Consider the following 19855-nt stretch of genomic DNA (forward strand, 5'->3'; position numbering starts at 1 on the left):
TCACAGCCCGGACCGAGCACGGGGTCGGGATCACGGGCCCCGATCCCGGTCGCTTGGTCGCGACACGCACCCACCGCCGATCCAGAACTCCGGTAATCCGGCAAGCATCTGAAGCACCTCATTGATATGACCGTTCTCACCTCCCCAGGCAAGTGATCCGGACCGAGCCCTACGATGAGGGGCTTTGACTCTTTCCTCCAGGAGTAGACCTTTGCCAGGGCGAGAACGCATCCGCTCCTTCCTTGAGACCCGGCTCTTTCAGCGGGCTGTCGTCGCCGTCATCGTGGTCAACGCGATCACGATCGGCTGCGAGACCTCTTCCTATCTGACAGACCGGATCGGCGGACTCCTGCACGTCGTCGACAGGATCGCCCTGACGGTCTTCGCCGTCGAGCTCGTCGCCCGGCTGTACGCCTATCGGGGCGCATTCTTCAAGGATCCCTGGAACTGGTTCGACACGACCGTCGTGGCCATCGCGCTGATCCCGGCGTCCGGCCCGGCTTCGGTGCTACGGACCCTGCGGATCATGCGAGCGCTCCGCCTGGTCGCGACGGTCCCCAGCATGCGCAAGGTCGTCGGCGCGTTGTTCGCGGCCCTGCCCGGGATGGGAGCGATCATCGGCCTGCTGGTCCTGGTCATGTACGTCTCGGGGGTCATGGCGACCCAGCTGTTCGGTGAGATCGTCCCCGAATACTTCGCCGAGCTGCCCACGTCGCTGTTCACGCTGTTCCAGATCATGACCGGCGAGGCCTGGCCGGACATCGCCCAGGAGGTCATGGCCGAGAAGCCCTGGGCGTGGGTCTTCTTCGTCGGCTACATCCTGATGGCCTCCTATGTGGTGCTCAACCTGTTCATCGCCGTCGTGGTCAACGCCATGGACGACCAGAACACCTCCGCCGAGGAACAGCGGACCGAGGACCAGCTCACCACCGTCCTGAACGAGCTCGCCCGCCTGCACGCCAGGATCGACGCGATGCAGAGCGTCCCGCAAACGGCCCAGCCCGTCGAAACGCCACACGGAAACACCACCCGCCGTTCCCGCTGACCGGCCCGTAGGGGGCCGGTAGGGCCGGACGCGCCAGGAGGGCACCCCAGAAGGCGAGCCCCTTCGGATCGTTGTCGAGCTACCTCGTGGGCGACCTGGAGGTCGCGGGGGCCGTGGCGCTCTTCATCCCGCGGCTGCCGGTCTGGCGTTCGTCGGCCTTATGACCGGCGCGATGCTGACCGAACTGACGGTGACCGGCAACAGCGCGGTCCTGCCGCTCGCCATGCTCGTGCTCTCCGCGGCGATCGCCTGGGGACGCCGGAGCCGTACGGCACAGCTGTGGGCGACACTCACCCGCCGATGACCGGGGCCTGAGACCGGAACGGCGACGACACCGGCGACCACCGTGTGTCCGGACGAGGCGTCCTGATCGAACACGGCGAGGGCCTCGTGGCGGGAACGTCCCCGAAACCGACCTTGCGCTCAGCGTCCCGCCCGCTGGCCCGACGTTACGAGGCGGGCAGGGACGGCAGCGGAAGGGGGAGGCCGGGCAGACCGTCGATGCTGGTCGCGACGTGCTCCTTCTTGTGGAAGTACTCGTCGAGAGACTCGTCCGTCTCCCGGGCGAAGCGCGACCCGTGCAGCGGGCGGTCGTCGTCATAGGTCATGAAGGGGACGGCGTATCCGCAGGTGTCACGGATCCGCTCGGCCGTCACGACGATGATGGCGCGCAGGCCGTGCGGGGCCGGGTCGATGTCCGGGAACTGTTTGATCAGCTGGGTCCAGCGCGGGTCATCGCGGAAGACCGGTTCTCCGCGACCGTGGACACGCACGATGTTCGGCGGCCCGTCGAAGGCGCACCACATGAGAGTGATGCGGCCGTTCTCCCGCAGGTGGGCGATCGTCTCGGCGTTGCTGCCCGCGAAGTCGAGATAGGCCACGGTGCGTTCGTCCAGCACCGCGAACGAGCCGGTCAGGCCCTTGGGCGAGAGATTGACGGTGCCGTCGCCGTCCAGCGGCGCCGTCGCGGTGAAGAAGATGTGCTGCGCCTCGATGAAGGTGCGGAGCCTGCCGTCTATCCGTTCGTAGCTCTTTCCCATGACTCACATTTTGGCACCCTTTCCTCCCCCCGAAATGAAGGGATTCCCGCGGTCGCCCGTGCGGGTTCCCGCCTCACCGCCAGTCTCCCGCCTGAGAGGCCCGGCTCACCCCGTCCCGGCGCACCCGATGCAGGTGCGCGCGGCCGGGCGGGCTCGCAGACGCTCGAAGGCGATGGGCCGCCCGCAGTTCTCGCACACGCCGTAGGCGTCCTGGCGGAGCCGCTCGAACGTCCGATCCAGCTCCTCCAGGTGGCCGCGGGCCCTGTCGATCTGGGCCTGGAGATGGGCCCGCTCGAACGCGATCGTCGCCCCCTCCGGATCGTGCTCGTCGTCGTTGGCCACCAGCGCCGACGACGCGACGATGTCGTCCCAGTCACGTGTCAGCGCCGCGATCTGGACCATCGTGCTCTCGCGATCCTCGGTCAGGAGATCCTGCACGATCGCCCGCTCCGCCGAGGAGAGGGCTGCGCCGGAAAACCGCTCGTTCATCGGCCTCACACCCCATTCTGTCCGCGTCCTGGGGCGGAACGGCCGGAGAACCGTGAGCAGGTGCTGAACTGGGACCTCTTCGCAGTTTACGGCTCGGACGGCTCTGGTGAGATCTCCCCTGGGCAGGGCGCCTGCGGTCCGGTGCCGCAGGCGCAGCCGTACGCCCTGCCGTTTCCATCCCCGACGAGGACATCCGCTCCTCGCGGCGGGCCTTCACTTCAGGAAGCGGTCGAGGTTCTCCAGGAGGTCACGGACATGCCGCGTCTCAGGATGGTCGGCACCGTGGACGGTCACCATGTCGGGGAGCAGGGAATGGAACTCCGAACGTGCCCGCTCATGGTCGCCGAGCTGGGCGAGAAGTTTGCCGAGCTCCCGCCGTAGCTCCAGAGTGAACGGATCACGGTCGCCCAGCGCCGGTCTCGCGTCGTCGAGCAGCTCGCTCATCCGCGAAAGCGCGACCTCGTCCTGCCTGAGCGCCGCCGAGCAGAGCGCCTGGTTGAGGCGGCAGCCCAGCACCGCGGGGTGTACGGCTCCGAGCATCCCCGCCAGCTGGGGAAGGAGCTTGTCATACTCCTCCGCCGCCTGCCGGTAGTCCCTGGCGGCGAAGCGCGAGTCGGCCAGCCGCATGCGGAGGGCGAAGATCACCGGGTGCTCCCGCGGTAGCACGTCCCGCGCCCCGATGAGCGCGCCTTCCAGTAGTTCGATCGCCTGGCTGAAACGCCCTTGGACGGCGAGTTCCTCCGCTCGGTCGTTCGCCGCGAGGAGTTCCGCCTCCGAAAGCCTCCGCGCGGCTTCCGGGCGCTGCGCCGGAACGCGAGGACCGACGAGAGCGGTCTCCGCGATCCGCTCCACGACGGTGGCGTACATCCGCAGCGGGTCGGGGAAGGGTGCCGCGGCGGTCGTTCCAGGCAGCGGCGGGAGGGCGACCACGAACGGCAGCAGCCGCTCGTACACCTCCGCCGCGCCCGAGGGCCGGTCGGCGGCGTTCTTGGCCAGCAGGTCCAGGACGAGTCGCTCGATCTCGCCGGGCACGTCGCGGCGGAGTGCCCTCAGCGGCGCCGGCACCTCCGAATAGTGCCGGCTGATCTCGGCGACGGTGTGCGCGGATTGGAAGACCCGAGAACCGGCCAGCAGCTCGTGCAGCACGCAGCCGAGCGCGTAGAGGTCGCTCTGCGGGCTGGCCTCCCCGGTGACCGCCAGCTCGGGCGACATGTAGTACGGCGTGCCGACCCCCTCGCCGACCCGCGTGATCTGGGTGATGTCCGCCGAGCCCAGCACGGCCACGATGCCGAAGTCGAGGACCTTGACCGTGCCGTCGGGGCAGAGAACCAGGTTGGTCGGCTTGAGGTCCCGGTGGATGAGCGATTCGGCGTGCGCGACCGTCAGCACCGCGCAGATCTGGGCTGCGATCGCCGCCGCCCAGGCGACCGGGAGAGGCCGGTGGTGTGCGATCAGGTCGTCGATCCGGAAGCCCTCGACGAGCTGCATCACCAGGTAGAGATCACCGTCGTGGGTGCCGATGTCATGGACGATCGGCACCCCGGGATGCTGGATCCGCGCGGTGACACGGGCCTCGCGCCGGAAGCGCTGCTCAGCCTCCTCACGCAGCTCGGGGGTGGGAAACCTGTCGGAACGGATGAACTTGGCGGCGACATGCCGGTCCAGCGACTGATCGAAGCCCTTCCAGACCTCGCCGTAGCCGCCCCGACCGAGATAGTCGACCAGCTCGTACCGGCCGCCGACGACGTCGCCCTGTTTCACCCTGGCCCACCCCGGAAAGATCGCGAGGAGCCGGTGTCCTCTGATGAGGGGGTGATCACTCCAGCCCCTCACTGTCGCGGATCATCTTGTAGACCTGCCTGCGTCCGATCTCGGTGATCCGCGACCGGAACAACGAGTCGTCGTAGAACCGCTGCACGAGGCCGGTGTTGCCGGTGTGCCGGTCGACGACGACCTTCTCCAGGTGGTCGGCGAAGACCTCGCCGAAGTTGGCCTCGTCGTTGACCAGGGCGGCGGCCTTGAGCGAGTCGTTGCGCGCCGCCTCCTGGAGCTGCTGCTCCACCCAGATCTGGTCGGCCTCCGACAGCCCCAGACCGTACTTGTCGTTGAGCGCGGCGATCAGATCGCGCAGCGACGTCAGTTCCGGCTCGGGTGCCGCGCCGCCACCACCGCCGATCGGGCCGGGGATCGTCACCTCCCCCTCGCCACGCAGGCTGAGGTCGTGCTCACCGGTCCGGCTGATCTTCAGGTGGGTGAGGTCGACCTCGCCGACGTCCACGGCCGGGTCCTCCCGGCGCGGCAGCCGGTTCAGCAGAAACCGGCCGAACAGGTACAGCCGCTCCAGCTCGGGATCAACGTAGGGCACGATCTGCGACAGGAAGCCGTACAGGCGCACGTATCCACGCAGGTCACCACGGAACTCCTCGGCCGCGTCCCCGTTGTTCTCCAGATCCTCCCGCTGCCGCTCGGCGAAGCGCGCCACCGCCGGCCCGGTCAACCGGTAGAGCTCAGCGTGGGCCTTCTCCAGGTCACGCTGCGTCACCGACGTCCGCTCGGCCCGCAGGTATCCCTCGGCGAGGGCCTGCATCTCCGACTCCACCAGGAGGGCGTGCCCGAGCACGGCCGACGCCCGCGTGTACAGCAGGTTCGGGTCGATCTGCTCGGTGGCCGTGGCCTCGTAGTACGGCTGGAACGCCGCCTGGACGTCCTCGGCCTCGTTGGCGAAGTCGAGCACGAACACGTCGCCCTGCGACTTGAACCGATGCGTACGGTTCAACCGGGACAATGTCTGCACGGCGGCCACCCCGGCCAGCGGCTTGTCCACGTACATCGTGGTCAGCAGCGGCTGGTCGAATCCCGTCTGATACTTGTCGGCGACGACCAGGATCCGATATTCCGCCTTCTCCGCGGCGTTCGGCGAGGAGTCGTCGGCCCGGCAGTAGCCGTACCGTTCCGGCAACTCCCTCTCGCTGAACCCGTTGAGCCTGGACTCGGTGTACTCCGTCCCGTCGACCTCAAGAGTCTGCGAGAAGGCGATCAGCGTGCCGCAGTCGGCGTAGCCGTGGACCTCGACGTAGTCGCGGATCGCCTGACCGAGCCGTACGGCGTGTTCACGTCTGCGCGTGACGACCATCGCCTTGGCCCGCCCGCCCAGCTGTGCGGCGGTGTGCCTTCGGAAGTGCTCAACGATGATCTGCGCCCGCTGCTTCATGCTGGTGGGGTGCAGCGCGGCGAACTGGGCGAGCAGTGCCTGCCCCTTGCGCTTGTCGACCTCGCGGTCGTCGGGCTCGGTGCTGATCAGCCGCCAGAACGTCTTGTAGGTGACGTAGTTCTTCAGCACGTCGAGGATGAAGCCCTCCTCGATCGCCTGCCGCATCGAGTAGACATGGAAGGCGCGCGGCTTGCCGTCCTCGCCGGGCACGCCGAACAGGTTGAGTGTCTTGCTCTTCGGCGTCGCGGTGAACGCGAAGTAGGAGAGGTTGTCGTGCCTGCCCCGGGCGAGCGCGCTCGCGGTCAGCAGGTCGCCGTCCTCGTCGATGTCGTCACTGCCGAGCTTGAGCAGCACCCGCTTCAACGCCGCCGACCCCTCCCCCGACTGCGATGAGTGTGCCTCGTCCACGACCACCGCGAACCGCTTGCCGCGCAGTCCCTCGACCTTCTGCAGGACGTAGGGGAACTTCTGCAGCGTGGTGATGACGACCTTGGCGGTCTCGCCCTGCAGCGCGTCGGCGAGTTGGTCGGAGTGCTGGTCGATCCGCTGGACCACACCCGGCGTGTGCTCGAACTGGTAGATCGTCTCCTGGAGCTGCCGGTCCAGGACCACCCGGTCGGTGATCACGATGACCTTGTCGAAGACCGGCCGGTTCGGCTGATACCCCTTGGCCAGCGCCGCCTCGTCGATCTCCGCGAGTCCGTCCGGGGTGTGCAGGTTGGACAGCGCGTGCGCCAGCCAGGCGATCGTGTTCGACTTGCCCGACCCGGCCGAGTGCTGGATGAGATAGTTATGGCCGGCACCGTGCCGCTTCGCGTGCGCGGTCATGGCCTGTACGGCGTGCCACTGGTGGAACCGGGGGAAGATCAGCGGCAGCCGGTGGGCCTTGCCGGGGGACGGCTTGCGTCCCTTGCCCTTCTTCACGTCCTCGTCGTCGACGTGCAGGAACCGCTTGAGCAGGTCCAGCCAGGTGTCCGGGTGCCAGATCCGCTCCCACAGATAGGCGGTCGGATAGGTGCCGCCGGACGGGGTGCCGGGGTTGCCCGCGCCGCCCGCGTTGCCCGCGCCCGCCGTGCCCATGTTGAACGGCAGGAAGCGCGTGCTCTTCCCCGACAGCCGGGTGGTGACGAACACCAGGTCCGGGTCCACGGCGAAGTGGACGAGCGCGCGCCTGGCGAAGACCAGCTCCTTCGGGTCGCGGTCCTCGCGGTACTGCCGCTTGGCGTCCTCAACGGTCTGGCCGGTGAGCGGGTTCTTCAACTCGGCCGTGGCGACCGGAATCCCGTTGACGAACAGCGCCAGGTCCAAGGCGTCGGTCGTCTTCGCCGAGTAGCGGAACTGGCGGACGACGCTGAGGATGTTCTTGCCGTACGGCTCCAGCGCGTCGGCGGCGATGGTGTGCGCGGGCCGGAAGTAAGCCAGCCTGAAGGTGATCCCCCGGTCCTTCACCCCGCGTCGGAGCACCTCCAGGGCGCCTTCGTGGTCGATCGCCTTCGCCACCTGGTCCGCCAGCCGCCGCGCGGCCCCCGCCTCGTCCCCGGCCTGCGCGGTGACCAGCCGCTGCCATTCCTTCGGCTGCGTCGCCCGCACGAAGTCGAGCAGCTCGTCGGGGTTCAGCCCGAGGGCGTGGTCGTAGAGGCTGTTCGCTCCTTTGAGCCAGCCCGCTCTGAGCAGTGCCGACTCAATGGCGTCCTCGAAGACCTTCTCGTGATGCACGGGGGACACGATCACCGGTCCTTCGGTTCTGGGGATTCTCGGGTTTCTCGGACGGGAAACTTCAGAGCCCCCAATTGAAACAGAAGCCACCGGCCAATGAGGGACATTAGTGGAACGGTCCGAACATTTCTCCCAACTCGACTCCCGGAGGTGGCCGACTGGAGGGAGGGCGGCGCTGGCGAGGGTCAGCTGGAGGAGGGCTCTGGTGTGCCGTTCGGCCAGACACAGGGCGATGTGGCAGCCAGTCCTAGCAAGATGTCACCGTTGTCACCGGTCGCCGCAAACGAAAGCAGAAAATCATCAGGCCGAGAGCGCCCTGACATGTCGAGGCCGTTTTGAGCGATCCCCTCAATGTAATGACCCTGCTGCTCCCAATACTGCTTGACCTGTCTGGCCACCTCTGCGAGTTGATCCTGGGGAATGCCCCGCAAGTAGTAAGAGCGGTTGACCACAACGCGGTCCTTCGATCCACCATCACTCGGGTCGAGGCAACTGTTGGGATTGAGACTGGGGCGGTAGAGATCCAGGCGAGGCTTCGGCCTGATCACGGCAGCCGTATCCTTGATGAGCTGCTCGACCCGGGCCAGCGCCTGGGTCTCGGTCATCGTGGGTTCGTTCACGGCTTCTCCTCCGGTGCAGCCGGTGACGAGGATGGCAACAATGACGATCATCACAGTGAGGCGTGACATCTATTCTCCGGCCGGTGCGGGCGAGGGCAACGGATGGGGGGACGGCTTCTCGGTTGGCATCGCATGTGACATGCTCGGCGGCGAGGTGGGCGGAGCGATAGGAGGCGGTGGAGTCACCGTCGACGTCCTAGACGGTCCGGGGAAAGGAACAAGACGATCATATTGTCCGTCGATCAGATGTCCGATGTTCTTGAGCGACGCCGAATCGTCGTCCCAGTACTTCGAGTGGGCGGCGAAGGTACCGACGAAATCTCCACTGTCCGCAACGTAAAACTGCGGGGCACCGAAATTACTCTTGCTGGGGTCGCCCCCGAGAGGTGCTACGGCGCCCAAGTCTCCTACCAAATCATTGGGCGCCTCTCCCACCCACACCGAGTTAACTCCCAGATCATTCACTTGCGGCGCACCCCCGCCCGGGCTTCCCACGAAGATCAATTGATCTGCGAAGGAACGTGGCCGCAGCTGGGCGGCTTTGCCAACCGCCGTCGATCCGTAGCTGTGCCCCAGTACGGTGAGCCTGACGTCAGAGACCGGCTCGTGCGCAGCATGTAGGCCATCCGTGAAGCTGGCCAGCAGTGGCGCGCCTTTCGACGCGGCAGGAGAGAAGGCGGGCGTTCTGTCCAGGCTTAAGAGACCGCTCCACTGCGGGGCGTCGTAGCCGAGCCAGGCGATAGAGGCGATCTTTTTGTTCGGTTGGAAAAAATTCGCCTGATCCCAGGTGGCAGCGGCGCGTCTGGAATCATCGCCACCAAAACCTTCCAGCTTGGTGTCTGTTCCGGGAACGTAGACGGCCACGTTGTCGGCCTCATCGGGGTTCCCGAACGAGAGGACGGTCTTGCCCAAGCCACCCAGCTCCAGTTGTAGCAGGAGCGCCGCGGGACGGCCATTCTGCCCACCGCGTGCCAGCCCCTGCTCCACAGCGGTGATCTGCCGCATCTTCAGATCCAGCCCCTCGATCGTTCCCATGATCTTCCCGATGGACTGAATCAACTGTGCCCTCTGTGCGTGGGTGTCGTACTTCTGGCGCGGATCCCGGGTCAGGCTCTCTTGACCCACCAGTTTCTTCAGCGCCTCCTTCATACCGGCCGAGGATGCGCGCAACCGCTCCAACTCCGTGGTGATCGCGGTCTTCTGCGCGACGAGATACGCCCGGTTGGCCCGATCCCTGTCCATGGCCGGGAGGCCGTTCAGGCTGCCGACCAGGCTCGGGGAGGCGTTCATCAGCTGCCCTTGGGCCAGCGGACCGAGCTGCCGCCACCACACGCTGAGCCGCCCCGCCAGGGTCTTGTCCTTGCCGGTCCGCTGCAGGTCCACCAGCGCCTTCAACGCCACGACGTCCCCACCGGCCGCGGCGGCCGTCAGCTTCCCGATCCCGTTCGCATCCGGTGCGTGGCCGCCGAACAGCCCGAAGGCGGCCGTCGCCTGTGAGGCCGTACCGATGTCGTGGGTCTGCTGGATCACGGCCAGCCGTTGCCGCAGGTCGCCCACCTGCTCCTCGGCCCAGACCCCGGCGTCGCCGACCTGCCGGGCGGAAGGCGAGGAGATGCACAGGGCCGACAGTTCAGCGGTGAGCCGTTGCCCGGCCTGGGACAGCTCCTGACCGGCCCGCTGGAGATCGGCGACCAGGCGGCCCATGGCGGTGACGTCCATCCCGGAGAAGGAGGACGGCTGCGCCGCCGCCACGCTCACCGACGTCGAGAACGCCGGCACCCGCGCCTGACCGCCGAGTTGCCTGATCCGTTGCGCGATCTGCTCGCCCGCCGACTGGAAAGCCAGTTGAAGGCTCGCACGGCGAGCCGCGAGCGCCTGGGCGAAGGCCGGGGCTCCCCCACCGACCCACGCGTTCGCCGCCATATAACGCATGCACGAATCCAGGGCCGACGCATGGCTCTGGCCGAGCTGCGTAAGGCGCGACAACGCCGCTTCCAACTCCGCAGTCGCATTCGCCGCCACAATGCGTCAGAGTCTCATGCAAGGCCCTACAGGATCAAGATCTGGCGTTGAAGTTTCTCCAATCAGACATTCGGGTTATGCGACCCTCGCAAAAAAGATTTCATGCCGGAAATAACGAAAAATTCAACTTTCCCGAACTCCAGGCGGCCCCGTCGGACAGGCCACGGAAAACCACCGGCCCGGCCCGCCGACGACGGGCCGGGCCGACTTTGCGCCTCCTACCGCTCGAACCAGCGGGGCGTATCATCGCGAAACAGGAGGAAAAGCACGAGAACGGCCAGCCCGAGGCCGACCGCCGCGATGCTGAACACGCCGAACATCGCGAACGTGCCGTAGCCGTACTCCAGAACCGAGATCCCCTCGACCACGGCGGCCGCTTTCCAGGCCCACCGCCACCGCAGGCCGAAGAGGGCAGACAGCGGGCCCATCAGCACCAGGGACACGAAGAACAGGTGGAAGAACCAGGGCACGGCATCGAGGCTGGGCAGTCCTCCCATCACGAGGACGGCAAGAGTGAAGCAGACCATCACCGCCCCAAGGACCGACTGAAGCCACATGAGCAGCATGGCGGCCTTCACCTCGGCGGGCATACGCGGCTTCACCGACGGGGACGGCGGGTCTGACGGGATGTGCGGATCTGACATCGGGTCTCCGGATGTCGAAGCGAACACGGAATGGTTCGCAGGCGTTTTCCAAGGAAGAAGCACGGCAACAAGAGGAAGCCGCCGGGGAAACGTACCAACGGAGACTCGGACGATCCGCCATCATGCCCTTATTGCCGGACTTCAACAACGTAGGTCTGAAGCCCAAAGCTCAACGTCGGCAACCGTTCGACTACCGAGGTTATCCAGACTTTGACACGCCGAACTTCGGAGAGAAACGAATACTCCCGCAGCGGGAGGCGCGGCATCCGCCTGCCGTTTCGTGCACGACGTGGTCGCCGGCCGGAAACGGAGCAGATCCAATGGCTATGCAAGTGAGACATGTTGCAGGAACGGTCCTCTGGAGACTGTTAGGACTACCGGGAGGAGCCGCTGTCATGACCGCCCAACCTCACGCAACGTCCGGCTCGGCGATCGAGCGGCCGTTCACCGCTGTGCGAGCGGCACTACCGGCCGTCAACATGGCCGCGTTCGACGCCGAGCTCGCCCAGATCGCCCGTGCGCCCGTGGTGGACCTGACCATGTTGGACGACTTCCTCACCGGCTGGTGGTGTATCGCCATCAGAGCCGCTCAAGACAGTCAAGACTGGCAGCGCATGCACGCCGAGGCCGAGCAGATCCAATTCGGTCACCGCTCGACAGGAGTCCCGTTGGCCGAGGTCCTGGCCCGACGGGGAGACCAAATCTAGTGCCGCGTCAGAGAACGTTTGCCCTGTGTAGCGCTAATCGGCACCCATGGGGCGCAGGACGATCGTGAAACGCCCGATGCCGGACAGGCCGAGCGTGCCAGGATCACCCGTATGACTTTCGCCCCCAAGAGTTCCGCCGGGCAGGCGGACACCGCGGCCCCCACGCAGCCGTCGTGGATCCGTCCTGTTCCCGAGGGTTCCGCCGGGCTCGCAGAGCAGGCTGTGCTCAATGACTACGACAGCTTCGCCGAGGCGTACTCGGCCGAGAATGAGACCAGCCTCATCAACGCCTACTACGAGCGGCCCGCGATGCTGGATCTGGCCGGTGACGTGGCCGGCCGGCGGATCCTCGACGCCGGCTGCGGCTCCGGCCCCCTGTCCGCGGCACTGCGCGACCGGGGCGCCATCGTGACCGGCTTCGACTCCAGCGCCAAGATGCTGGAGCTGGCCCGGCAGCGGCTCGGCGACGGCGCGGCCCTGCACCTCGCCGATCTGGGCGGCCCGCTGCCGTTCCCCGACGCCGCGTTCGACGATGTCGTCGCGTCCCTGGTCCTGCACTACCTGGAGGACTGGACAGCACCGCTGGCCGAACTGCGGCGCGTGCTGACGCCCGGCGGCCGGCTGATCGTGTCCGTCAATCACCCCTTCGCCGACTACCTGCAGGCCGGTCCCGGCGCCAGCTACTTCGCGACCCGCCAGTCCTTCGATGAATGGACCCTCGGCGGGCACAGCGCCCTGATGAGCTTCTGGAGCCGGCCACTGCACGCGATGACCGGCGCCTTCACCGCAGCCGGTTTCCGGATCACCGTCATCAGCGAACCGTTCCCCGCACCGGGCGCCCGCGAACTGTTCCCCGACGTCTTCGCGGACAGGCCCTCGGGGGCCTTCCTGTGCTTCCTGTTCTTCGTTCTTCAGGCCGACTGACGCCGTATCAGGCCACGTTTGCCTTGGCGACGACGGCTCGGAGGCGGCGGTCGTCGGCATGGCGGTTCCGCCAGATCATGTAGCGGCGGATCATGCTGCCCTGCTCTTTATGACGGGCGTGGTCGGTGCCGTCCAGGGCGAAGTAGCGCAGGGCGGTGAACTGGGCCTCGATGCGGTTCAGCCAGGAGGAGTTGGTCGGGGTGTAGGCGATCTCGACGTTGCTGGCCGCCGCCTTGATGCGGCACTAGAGATCGGTCTACAAGCAGCCGCCCCACCCTCAGCCCCGCCCGATGCCTGTGACGACTGTCCCGCGCACGTTGCTTTCAGGCCTCGCGGGACGTCTTCGGAGAGGCTGACAGCACTACCGGCCGCCAGGAAAGGATCTCCAGGCGGCCGGGGGTTGTCTTAGCCGAGGTCGAACTCGCTGGCCTTCACACCGTTGACGAAGGCGTCCCACTCGGCAGGAGTGAAGAACAGCTTGGGTCCTTCGGGGTCTTTGGAGTCTCGTACGGCGATCAGATCGGTATGTCCGGCCTTGTGACCGGGGCCGTCGACGACGTCTTTGAGCTCCGCAACTTCGACGCAGTTTCCGCCGTTGTTGCCGCTGAAGCTTGACTTGTGCCACTGCGCCTTGCTCAGGTCCATTGTTCCTCTGCCGTTCTCTTGATGAGCTCTAGCGACATGCTTAGCGGGAGTGCCTCTATGCGGATGGCCTCGAACTGCTTTACGGCCGCCGCCACCTCATCCTGATCGCCGGTCGTCAGTCCGTGAATGGCTGTTTCCAAATACGCTACCTCGATGCCGCCTTCCATCGTGGCGATCGCGAACCCCGCCAGAATCCCCGTGCGCACGCAACCACGAGGGACGACCTGCACACTGACTTGCGCACTGGCGATCGCCACCAGATGCTCCAGCTGGTCTCGCACGATTTCAGGGCTTCCCACCAGGCGGTGTAGGGCCAACTCGTCGATCACGCATCGGAGGATGGGCGGCGGCGGACTCTCACGAGTCAGGATGGCCTGACGCTCCAGACGGGCTACTGTCGCTTCGTCGTCGCCCAGCAGAGCACGCGCATATGCCTTGGTCTGCAGCAGGCCAGGCATGACCATCGGCTCGTAGACCCGCAAGGTGACGGCGTCCTGCTCCTTGTCCACCCACTTCCCGAACCAGGAAGGAAGGGCCTGCCCCTTTCGCCAGTCGAGGAGACGATGCAGGGCACCGCCCGTGTTGAGAGCCCCGTCGCAGGTCTCGGCGAACTCCGGGCTGGCCGGAAGCTGGCCGGTCTCCACGCCGCTGATCAGCGACTCGCTGAAATGGATCTTCTCGGAGAGCTGGCCCTGGGTGAAGCCCGCCTTCTTCCGATAGTGACGCAGCTCCCGGCCCCATATCGCCTGAGGCGTATAGAGGTTTACCACCATGCCCTCCTTGCCGGAATTCAACAACGGGGGTGTGAATCCCAATGCTCGACGCTGGTAACCGTTTCACTACCAAGCGTAGCCATGTCTCGGCACCCTGAACATAGGAAATCCGAGACAGAGAGAGAATCCATGGAAGAGGCCCTCAAGGCGATCGCGGTACTGACCGAATATCGCTACACGATGGATCCGGACTTTTGCGTGCTGGGCGAGAAGTGGATACCACGCGCGGCAAAGAATGTGGCATCGGCTCGCCGGTTCGTGCGCGACCTGGCGGCCGACTGGAACACAGCGGAAGACACCCAGGAAATCGCCGAACTCCTGACCTCGGAACTCGTCACCAACGCGATCGCGTACGGCGCGGCAGACATTCCTGTCACTAGCACCATCCGCATCACAGTAGGCAGGGACAGCGAGATGATGACCGTGGACGTCTACGACTCCTGCACCGCGATTCCTCGCCTAAGACGGGCCACCCACATGGAGACCTCCGGCCGAGGCCTCCCCATCATCAAAGACCTATCCCACAACTGGGGCTGGACCCTCAACCCCTACGGCAAGTCCGTCTGGTTCCAGTTGCTCGCCTGGCCCTGAAATCCAAGAGGACGGAAGTGGTGACCCCAACCAACGTGGTCACCACTCACCACTCACCCCTCAATCCCTCGCGCCGTCGTCACATCAATCCGCCCGGTAACCGCCGCCGTGATCAGCGCCTGCTTTCGCTCGGCAAGGAGCTTAAGCTGACGGCCGATTCGGGAACGAAGCGAACCGGTCATCGCTTGCTGTTCCTTCACCCTTTTAACTACTTCACGCTGCTCAGAGAGTCCAGCATTCGGAATCGGCCATTCTTTGATTTCTTCGGTTTTCAAATTTGACATAGACTGAGAAGTCCCATGGGAGGCGGCCCCACAGAGATCCCGGATCCTCGTCCCCCGAGATGCCAGCACGATGAATTGGCGATCCAGTTGGGCGACCACATCAATCCGGAAGATTTTATCGCAGAGCATAAGCTTTTCGCGCACTTCCGGAACAACAGCAGCGGCTCCCACCAAAAGCGGCGTATTGGCACGTGTAACAAGAAGGTCCCCAGCCTTGATCTCATACCGTCGTTCAGGCATTAATTCCGCAGGGAGCCGCTTGTTCTCTTCTGGCCAGAACCGGCCATGCTTGACACTGCTGACCTTCAGAACACCCCATTCATCTTCACTGGCTGGGATATTGTCACAAAGAGGACTGGATCCCTGTTCGATCCGGCGGATCGCGCGCCTAAGGGGAATCACCCCATGTCGACTGCCAAGTCGATCAAGATCAAGATCAAGGAATGCTCGATCGCGCTCGTCTAGCTTCACCAAAACATTGCGCTGTAGCGATTCCATCTTCTCGATACGAGCGACCTCGCCATCAAGGAAGTCAGTGATGCGCCGCTGCTCCTCCAGGGCGGGCCATGGGACGGTCACCTCACCAAGCTCTTCAGCATTCAGATGAGGCTGAGCTGCTCGGCTTCGCGCGACATCTATCTGATGAATAATTTGAGTACTCAAAAGACAGTAAGCAAGAAATCGCGGATCCATCCGTTCCGGCGTAAGCCGCAAGTCGTAACCTGGAGCCGATCCTGCCCATTCTGGGGTTACCAGGGCCGAGTCCCCCGCATAAGCGCCGCTTCGCACAACCAAAATCTCACCCTCCTGCAGGAGAGGCGCTCGGTCCAAGGGCAGGTCTTTCAATGCAGCAAAGATCAACCCTTCGGGAACAATGGAACCTCGAAAGACATTGGTCGCTCGGAGGATCGGAATCCCGTCGGAACTCAACTTTGGCGGCTGCCCCAGCCCATATCGAACGCGCGCCACGCGTTTGATCGCGATATCCACATTAGCAACCCTCACTTGGTCACCTCGCCCAGAAGCTTCTGGATCTCGGCCTCAAGCGCCTTCAGCTCCGCGTCGATCTCTTCCAGTGGCCGTGGCGGCGTATACACGTAGAAGTGCCGCGTGAACGGGATCTCGAAGCCCACCTTGGTCTTGGAATGGTCCACCCAGGCGTCCGGGACGTGCGGCAGGACTTCTCGCCGCAGATACTCCTCGATCTCCGCTTCCCGCTCGGCCGGAGTCGAGTTCATCGACGTCAGCGGCACGTTCTCGTTGTCGCGCAGGTCGGCATCGGGCAGCGGATTGTTCTTCCGGTCGGTCTGGAGCTGGCCGCCAGGGTCGCTGACCGCGACCTCGTTCCAGATGGCGGCCTCGACCGGCTTGGGGAGCTTGCTCAACCCGTGCTCGGCCAGGGCCGCGTCCAGCTTCCCGGCGAACTCCAGCTTCGTGGCGCACGCCGTACCGGACAGTGACCCGAGAGCGGCGAGCAGCGCGGCACGCTGCTCGAACTTGGCGACGGCCTTGGCCTCCCCCACCGCCTCGGCGGTCTGGCCGGTGACCTCGAAGCGCTGCCGGAGCGGGCGTTCGACGGTGATGCGCTGGTAGCCGAAGGCGTGGCGGGGGAAGATCTTCAGCTTGGCGTGGTGCTCGTGCTCCTCATCAGCGGCGATCGCCAGGGCGTCCTTGTAGATCGCCGTCAGGTCGGCGATCTGCTCGTCGGGGATGAGCTTGCGCTTGTCGCCGAGGGACTTGCGCATCTTCGTCCAGCATCCCCGCGCGTCCAGCAGGATCACCTTGTCCTTCAAGACAGCGGCCTTGCGGTTGGACAGGATCCAGAAATAGGTGGAGATGCCGGTGTTGTAGAAGAGCTGGTCCGGCAGCGCCACGATGGCCTCCAGCCAGTCGTTCTCCAGGATCCAGCGGCGGATGTTCGACTCCCCCGACTCGGCCGCGCCGGTGAACAGCGGGGAGCCGTTGAAGACGATCGCGATGCGGGAGCCGCCCTGCTCGACCGGCTTCATGTGGGAGATCATGTGCTGCAGGAACAGGAACGAGCCGTCGTTGATCCGGGGTGTTCCGGCGCCGAAGCGCCCTGCCCAGCCGAGGTTGTCGGCCTCGTCCTGGACCTGCTTCTGGACCTTCTTCCACTCCACGCCGAACGGCGGGTTGGCCAGCAGATAGTCGAACTTCCTGTCCTCGTGGCCCCGGAGGACGAAGGAGTTGCCGAGAACGATCTGGGACGGGTCCTGGCCCTTGAGCATCATGTCCGAGCGGCAGATCGCCCAGGACTCGGGGTTGAGCTCCTGGCCGGCGACCTTGACCGTGGCCTTCTTGTTGTAGCGGGTGATGTGCTCCTCGGCCGCCGACAGGATGCCGCCGGTGCCGCAGGCCGGGTCGTAGATGGTCCGGACGATGCCGGGCGTCATCACGTCCTCGTCGTCGGGGGCCATCAGCAGGTTGACCATCAGCCGGATGACCTCGCGCGGGGTGAAGTGCTCACCGGCGGTCTCGTTGGAGATCTCGGAGAACTTCCGGATCAGCTCCTCGAAGACGTAACCCATCTGGTGGTTGTCGACGACGTCGGGGTGCAGGTCGATCGTCGCGAACTTCGAAGTCACCAGGTAGAGCAGCCCGGCCTCCTCCAGCCGGGTGATCTGCTCGTCGAAGCGGTATTTCTCCAGCACCTCGATCGCGCCGTCCGAGAACCCGCCGATATAGGCGCGCAGGTTCATGGCGACGTGGTCGGAGTCTCTGACCAGCTTCTTGAAGTCGAGATCGCTCTTGTTGTAGAAGCTCTCACCCGAGACACTCCTGAGCATCCGGTCCTTCGCCCCCTCGGGCAGGGTGCTGCCATTGAGCTCCTTGGCCTTGGCCAGGACTGCTTCCTTGGTCGGCTCCAGCACGCAGTCAAGGCGGCGCAGCACAGTGAGGGGCAGGATGACCTTGCCGTACTCCGACTGCCGGTAGTCACCGCGCAGCAGGTCGGCGACCGACCAGATGAAGTCCGCGTACTTCTGGTGGTTACCGCTCACGGGTTTCCCTTCACATCGTTGTCGTTGTACGGCCGGACGCTGCCGTGGGTCAGGCCGTCGGCTGTCAGCTGGATCAGGTTCTCACCCAGCTCGGCCGCCTGGCGCAGCGCGGACTCGAACGCCGCCAGGCGCCGGAACGCCTCGCCGTACGCCCGCTGCTCCTCGATCGGCAGCAACGGCACCTCCGCACGCCGTACGTCTACTCGAATATTGGTGGACATGGAGCTGTAATGCCGCAGATTGCTGGAACTGCAGAGGAAACCCGCCAGGAAGTCGGGGTCGAGCATCGCCGGGTCGGGCCGCAGGAGGTGGAGCTGGGTGCCGAGCACGGCGCCTCCCTGGGTGAGGACCCTGGCGACGGGGACGCGCACGACCTGGGGCACCGCGACGTCGCCCGGCCGGGTGAGGATCTCCCGCTGCACCGCGCGCTCGGGAGTCTTCCCCGAGGCTGGTCTGCCTGCGACGACGTCTTCGGCGGTGAGGACGGTTGAGTCGTCGGGGACCTCCGAGGTCTCACCCGGACGGGTCGGGGCCTGCTGGTGGACGGTGAGCATGCCGCGCCGCAGGAGCTCCGAGAGTGGCACCAGGGTGAGATCCCGAGGCTCGGTGGTGGTGGCGGGGACCAGCTCGGCCAGGACGCGGAGCAGGTCCACCACACGGTTGCGAGCCCCGGTGACCCGTTCGGGCGACAGGTCCTCGGAGGCCGTGGACAGGTATCTGGCGGGGGTCAGGTCGACCTCGTCGTCCAGCAGGTCGACGAGCGGAACCGAACGGCTCACCCCGGGCTCGTCCAGCTCGCGCCCCTCGGTGAACTCCCGCCAGGCCGCGGTGGCCACCTCGGCGTAGTCGTCCGGATGTGCGGAGGTGTCGACCATCAGGACGTGGCTGGGGGTGCGGGCCTCGGCGGGTCTGCGCAGGATCCAGAGTGTCAGGGCGACCGCGACGTTGGGGACGCTGCCCGCGGGGAGTGCGACGACGGCGCGCAGTGCGCCGCGGCGCAGGAGCTGGGCGCGGATCCGGCGGCCTGACCGGCGGTTGCCGACGGCGGGCGGCATCAGCAGGACGGCGATGCCGTCGGCCTTGAGATGGGCGAGCGCGTGCTGGACCCAGGCGAGCTCCGACTCCATCCGGGGCGGCAGGCCGTACTCCCAGCGGGGGTCGGCGGTCAGTTCCTCGTAGCCCCAGCCCCGGTCGTTGAACGGCGGGTTGCTCACCACCACGTCGGCCGAATCGCCGGGGAAGGCGTCGGCGCGCAGGGAGTCACCGGTGCGGATGTCGGCGTTCTCGGTGCACAGCGCGAGCCGTACGGCGGTGAGCCGGGCGGTGGTCCGGTCGGCGTCCTGGCCGGTGACCCTGGCCCCGGGCAGACGATCCAGCGCGCCGACGAGGAAGCCGCCGGCCCCGCAGGCGGGGTCGAAGACGGTCCAGGCGGCGGAGCCCGCGTCGCTCCCGGCGTCGCTCCGGGTGTCGTAGACGGTCCGAGCATCGGTCCGGGCGTCGATCTCGGCCAGGTCCAGGCTCAGCGCGACGATCTCGGGAGGGGTGAGATAGACCCGCCGGGAGTGCACCTCGAAGTAGCGTTCACACAGGAACTCGAAGGCGTCCGGGGCGCCGCGCTCGGCGGCGAGTGCGGCGATGGAACGGATCAGGGGCACCGCGTCGGCGGCCAGGGACGCGGGGAAGGCTCCGATGACCTCGCGCACCCTTCCGGGGAGCTTGGCCGCGACGGTCGCGTCGTCGCCGGCCGCGAGGTCCGTCCAGTCGCCGCCCCTGCGGTGCGTGTAGGCGAGGAACGCGCCGAGGTCGGCGATCAGGTCGGCGAGCTCGTCGTCGTCCGCGACGGCCCGCAGGTCCTGCCAGAGCCATTCGTCGGGCGGGAGCTTCCTGCCGTCGCCGTGGGAGAGCAGCCAGGTCCGGATCTCCCCCAGTGAGAAGGCCGGGCTGGTGGCCGTGCCGCCGACCGGCTCGGGGAAGTCGTCGTGGCGGCGTCTCCAGTTGCTCACCGCCGCCCGGCCCACTCCGGCCAGCCGCGCGATGTCGGCAGCGGTCACCTGGACGTCTCGCCGCATGTCGGCCGCCTTCCACAAGAACCCCGATGTAAACCGAATCTTATCGCGAGGAGTC

The 19855-nt window shown here is 66.1% G+C and carries 17 protein-coding genes; 5 read left to right on the forward strand and 12 right to left on the reverse strand.

Features of this window, described 5'->3' with window-relative positions:
• Nucleotides 1-211 precede the first annotated feature (211 nt).
• Nucleotides 212-1045 (forward strand): ion transporter, encoded by an 834-nt coding sequence (locus tag FHR32_RS33155; RefSeq protein ID WP_184758431.1) that lies wholly within the window; start codon nucleotides 212-214, stop codon nucleotides 1043-1045.
• A gap of 172 nt (nucleotides 1046-1217) precedes the next feature.
• On the forward strand, nucleotides 1218-1349 hold the full coding sequence (locus tag FHR32_RS46250; RefSeq protein ID WP_281391111.1) for a hypothetical protein: 132 nt from the start codon (nucleotides 1218-1220) through the stop codon (nucleotides 1347-1349).
• Between the two features lie 145 nt (nucleotides 1350-1494).
• Here the strand turns inward: FHR32_RS46250 and FHR32_RS33160 are convergent, their stop codons facing one another.
• The 7 genes from FHR32_RS33160 to FHR32_RS33190 all read right to left on the reverse strand — a co-directional run bounded on the left by FHR32_RS33160 (nucleotide 1495) and on the right by FHR32_RS33190 (nucleotide 10733).
• Complete coding sequence (locus tag FHR32_RS33160; protein ID WP_184758432.1) at nucleotides 1495-2085, reverse strand: pyridoxamine 5'-phosphate oxidase family protein; 591 nt, start codon at nucleotides 2083-2085, stop codon at nucleotides 1495-1497.
• Nucleotides 2086-2190: 105 nt separating this feature from the next.
• On the reverse strand, nucleotides 2191-2574 hold the full coding sequence (locus FHR32_RS33165) for a TraR/DksA family transcriptional regulator (protein ID WP_184758433.1): 384 nt from the start codon (nucleotides 2572-2574) through the stop codon (nucleotides 2191-2193).
• Nucleotides 2575-2787: 213 nt separating this feature from the next.
• Nucleotides 2788-4335, reverse strand: a complete 1548-nt coding sequence (locus FHR32_RS33170) for a serine/threonine-protein kinase (protein WP_184758434.1) — start codon at nucleotides 4333-4335, stop codon at nucleotides 2788-2790.
• Nucleotides 4336-4390: 55 nt separating this feature from the next.
• The gene (locus FHR32_RS33175; RefSeq protein WP_184758435.1) at nucleotides 4391-7510 is read right to left on the reverse strand and encodes a type I restriction endonuclease subunit R; all 3120 of its coding nucleotides are present in this window, start codon (nucleotides 7508-7510) and stop codon (nucleotides 4391-4393) included.
• Nucleotides 7511-7686: 176 nt separating this feature from the next.
• The gene (locus FHR32_RS33180) at nucleotides 7687-8190 is read right to left on the reverse strand and encodes a hypothetical protein (protein ID WP_184758436.1); all 504 of its coding nucleotides are present in this window, start codon (nucleotides 8188-8190) and stop codon (nucleotides 7687-7689) included.
• Nucleotides 8191-10143, reverse strand: a complete 1953-nt coding sequence (locus FHR32_RS33185) for an alpha/beta hydrolase (protein WP_312882811.1) — start codon at nucleotides 10141-10143, stop codon at nucleotides 8191-8193.
• A gap of 218 nt (nucleotides 10144-10361) precedes the next feature.
• Nucleotides 10362-10733 carry a hypothetical protein gene (locus FHR32_RS33190; RefSeq protein WP_184758437.1) on the reverse strand — a complete coding sequence of 124 codons (372 nt, stop codon included), beginning with the start codon at nucleotides 10731-10733 and terminating at the stop codon, nucleotides 10362-10364.
• Between the two features lie 449 nt (nucleotides 10734-11182).
• Between FHR32_RS33190 and FHR32_RS33195 the strand changes: the two genes are divergently transcribed.
• Together FHR32_RS33195 and FHR32_RS33200 are read left to right on the forward strand one after the other, a co-directional pair.
• Entirely contained in the window at nucleotides 11183-11494 is a 312-nt protein-coding gene (locus tag FHR32_RS33195) for a DUF6247 family protein (protein ID WP_184758438.1), read from the forward strand.
• A 111-nt stretch (nucleotides 11495-11605) separates the two neighbouring features.
• On the forward strand, nucleotides 11606-12418 hold the full coding sequence (locus FHR32_RS33200) for a class I SAM-dependent methyltransferase (RefSeq protein ID WP_184758439.1): 813 nt from the start codon (nucleotides 11606-11608) through the stop codon (nucleotides 12416-12418).
• 405 nt (nucleotides 12419-12823) lie between these two features.
• Here FHR32_RS33200 and FHR32_RS33205 read toward each other — a convergent pair whose 3' ends face one another.
• Nucleotides 12824-13063 carry a DUF397 domain-containing protein gene (locus tag FHR32_RS33205; protein WP_184758440.1) on the reverse strand — a complete coding sequence of 80 codons (240 nt, stop codon included), beginning with the start codon at nucleotides 13061-13063 and terminating at the stop codon, nucleotides 12824-12826.
• Nucleotides 13054-13857 (reverse strand): helix-turn-helix domain-containing protein, encoded by an 804-nt coding sequence (locus FHR32_RS33210; protein WP_184758441.1) that lies wholly within the window; start codon nucleotides 13855-13857, stop codon nucleotides 13054-13056. Before FHR32_RS33210 ends, FHR32_RS33205 begins: the two co-directional genes overlap by 10 nt.
• Before the next feature lie 108 nt (nucleotides 13858-13965).
• Between FHR32_RS33210 and FHR32_RS33215 the strand changes: the two genes are divergently transcribed.
• Nucleotides 13966-14427: an ATP-binding protein gene (locus tag FHR32_RS33215; RefSeq protein WP_184758442.1), complete on the forward strand. Its 462-nt coding sequence runs from the start codon at nucleotides 13966-13968 to the stop codon at nucleotides 14425-14427.
• Nucleotides 14428-14480: 53 nt separating this feature from the next.
• On the opposite strand, the gene FHR32_RS33220 is transcribed toward FHR32_RS33215, so the two are convergent.
• The 3 genes from FHR32_RS33220 to FHR32_RS33230 are packed head-to-tail and all read right to left on the reverse strand — an operon-like array spanning nucleotide 14481 to nucleotide 19800.
• A complete protein-coding gene (locus FHR32_RS33220) occupies nucleotides 14481-15701 on the reverse strand; it encodes a restriction endonuclease subunit S (protein ID WP_184758443.1) in 1221 nt (406 codons plus the stop codon).
• Between the two features lie 11 nt (nucleotides 15702-15712).
• On the reverse strand, nucleotides 15713-17731 hold the full coding sequence (locus FHR32_RS33225; RefSeq protein WP_184758444.1) for a type I restriction-modification system subunit M: 2019 nt from the start codon (nucleotides 17729-17731) through the stop codon (nucleotides 15713-15715).
• Nucleotides 17728-19800 (reverse strand): N-6 DNA methylase, encoded by a 2073-nt coding sequence (locus FHR32_RS33230; protein ID WP_184758445.1) that lies wholly within the window; start codon nucleotides 19798-19800, stop codon nucleotides 17728-17730. Before FHR32_RS33230 ends, FHR32_RS33225 begins: the two co-directional genes overlap by 4 nt.
• Nucleotides 19801-19855 lie beyond the last annotated feature (55 nt).

The organism is Streptosporangium album (genome assembly GCF_014203795.1).
Classification (GTDB): Bacteria; Actinomycetota; Actinomycetes; order Streptosporangiales; family Streptosporangiaceae; genus Streptosporangium; species Streptosporangium album.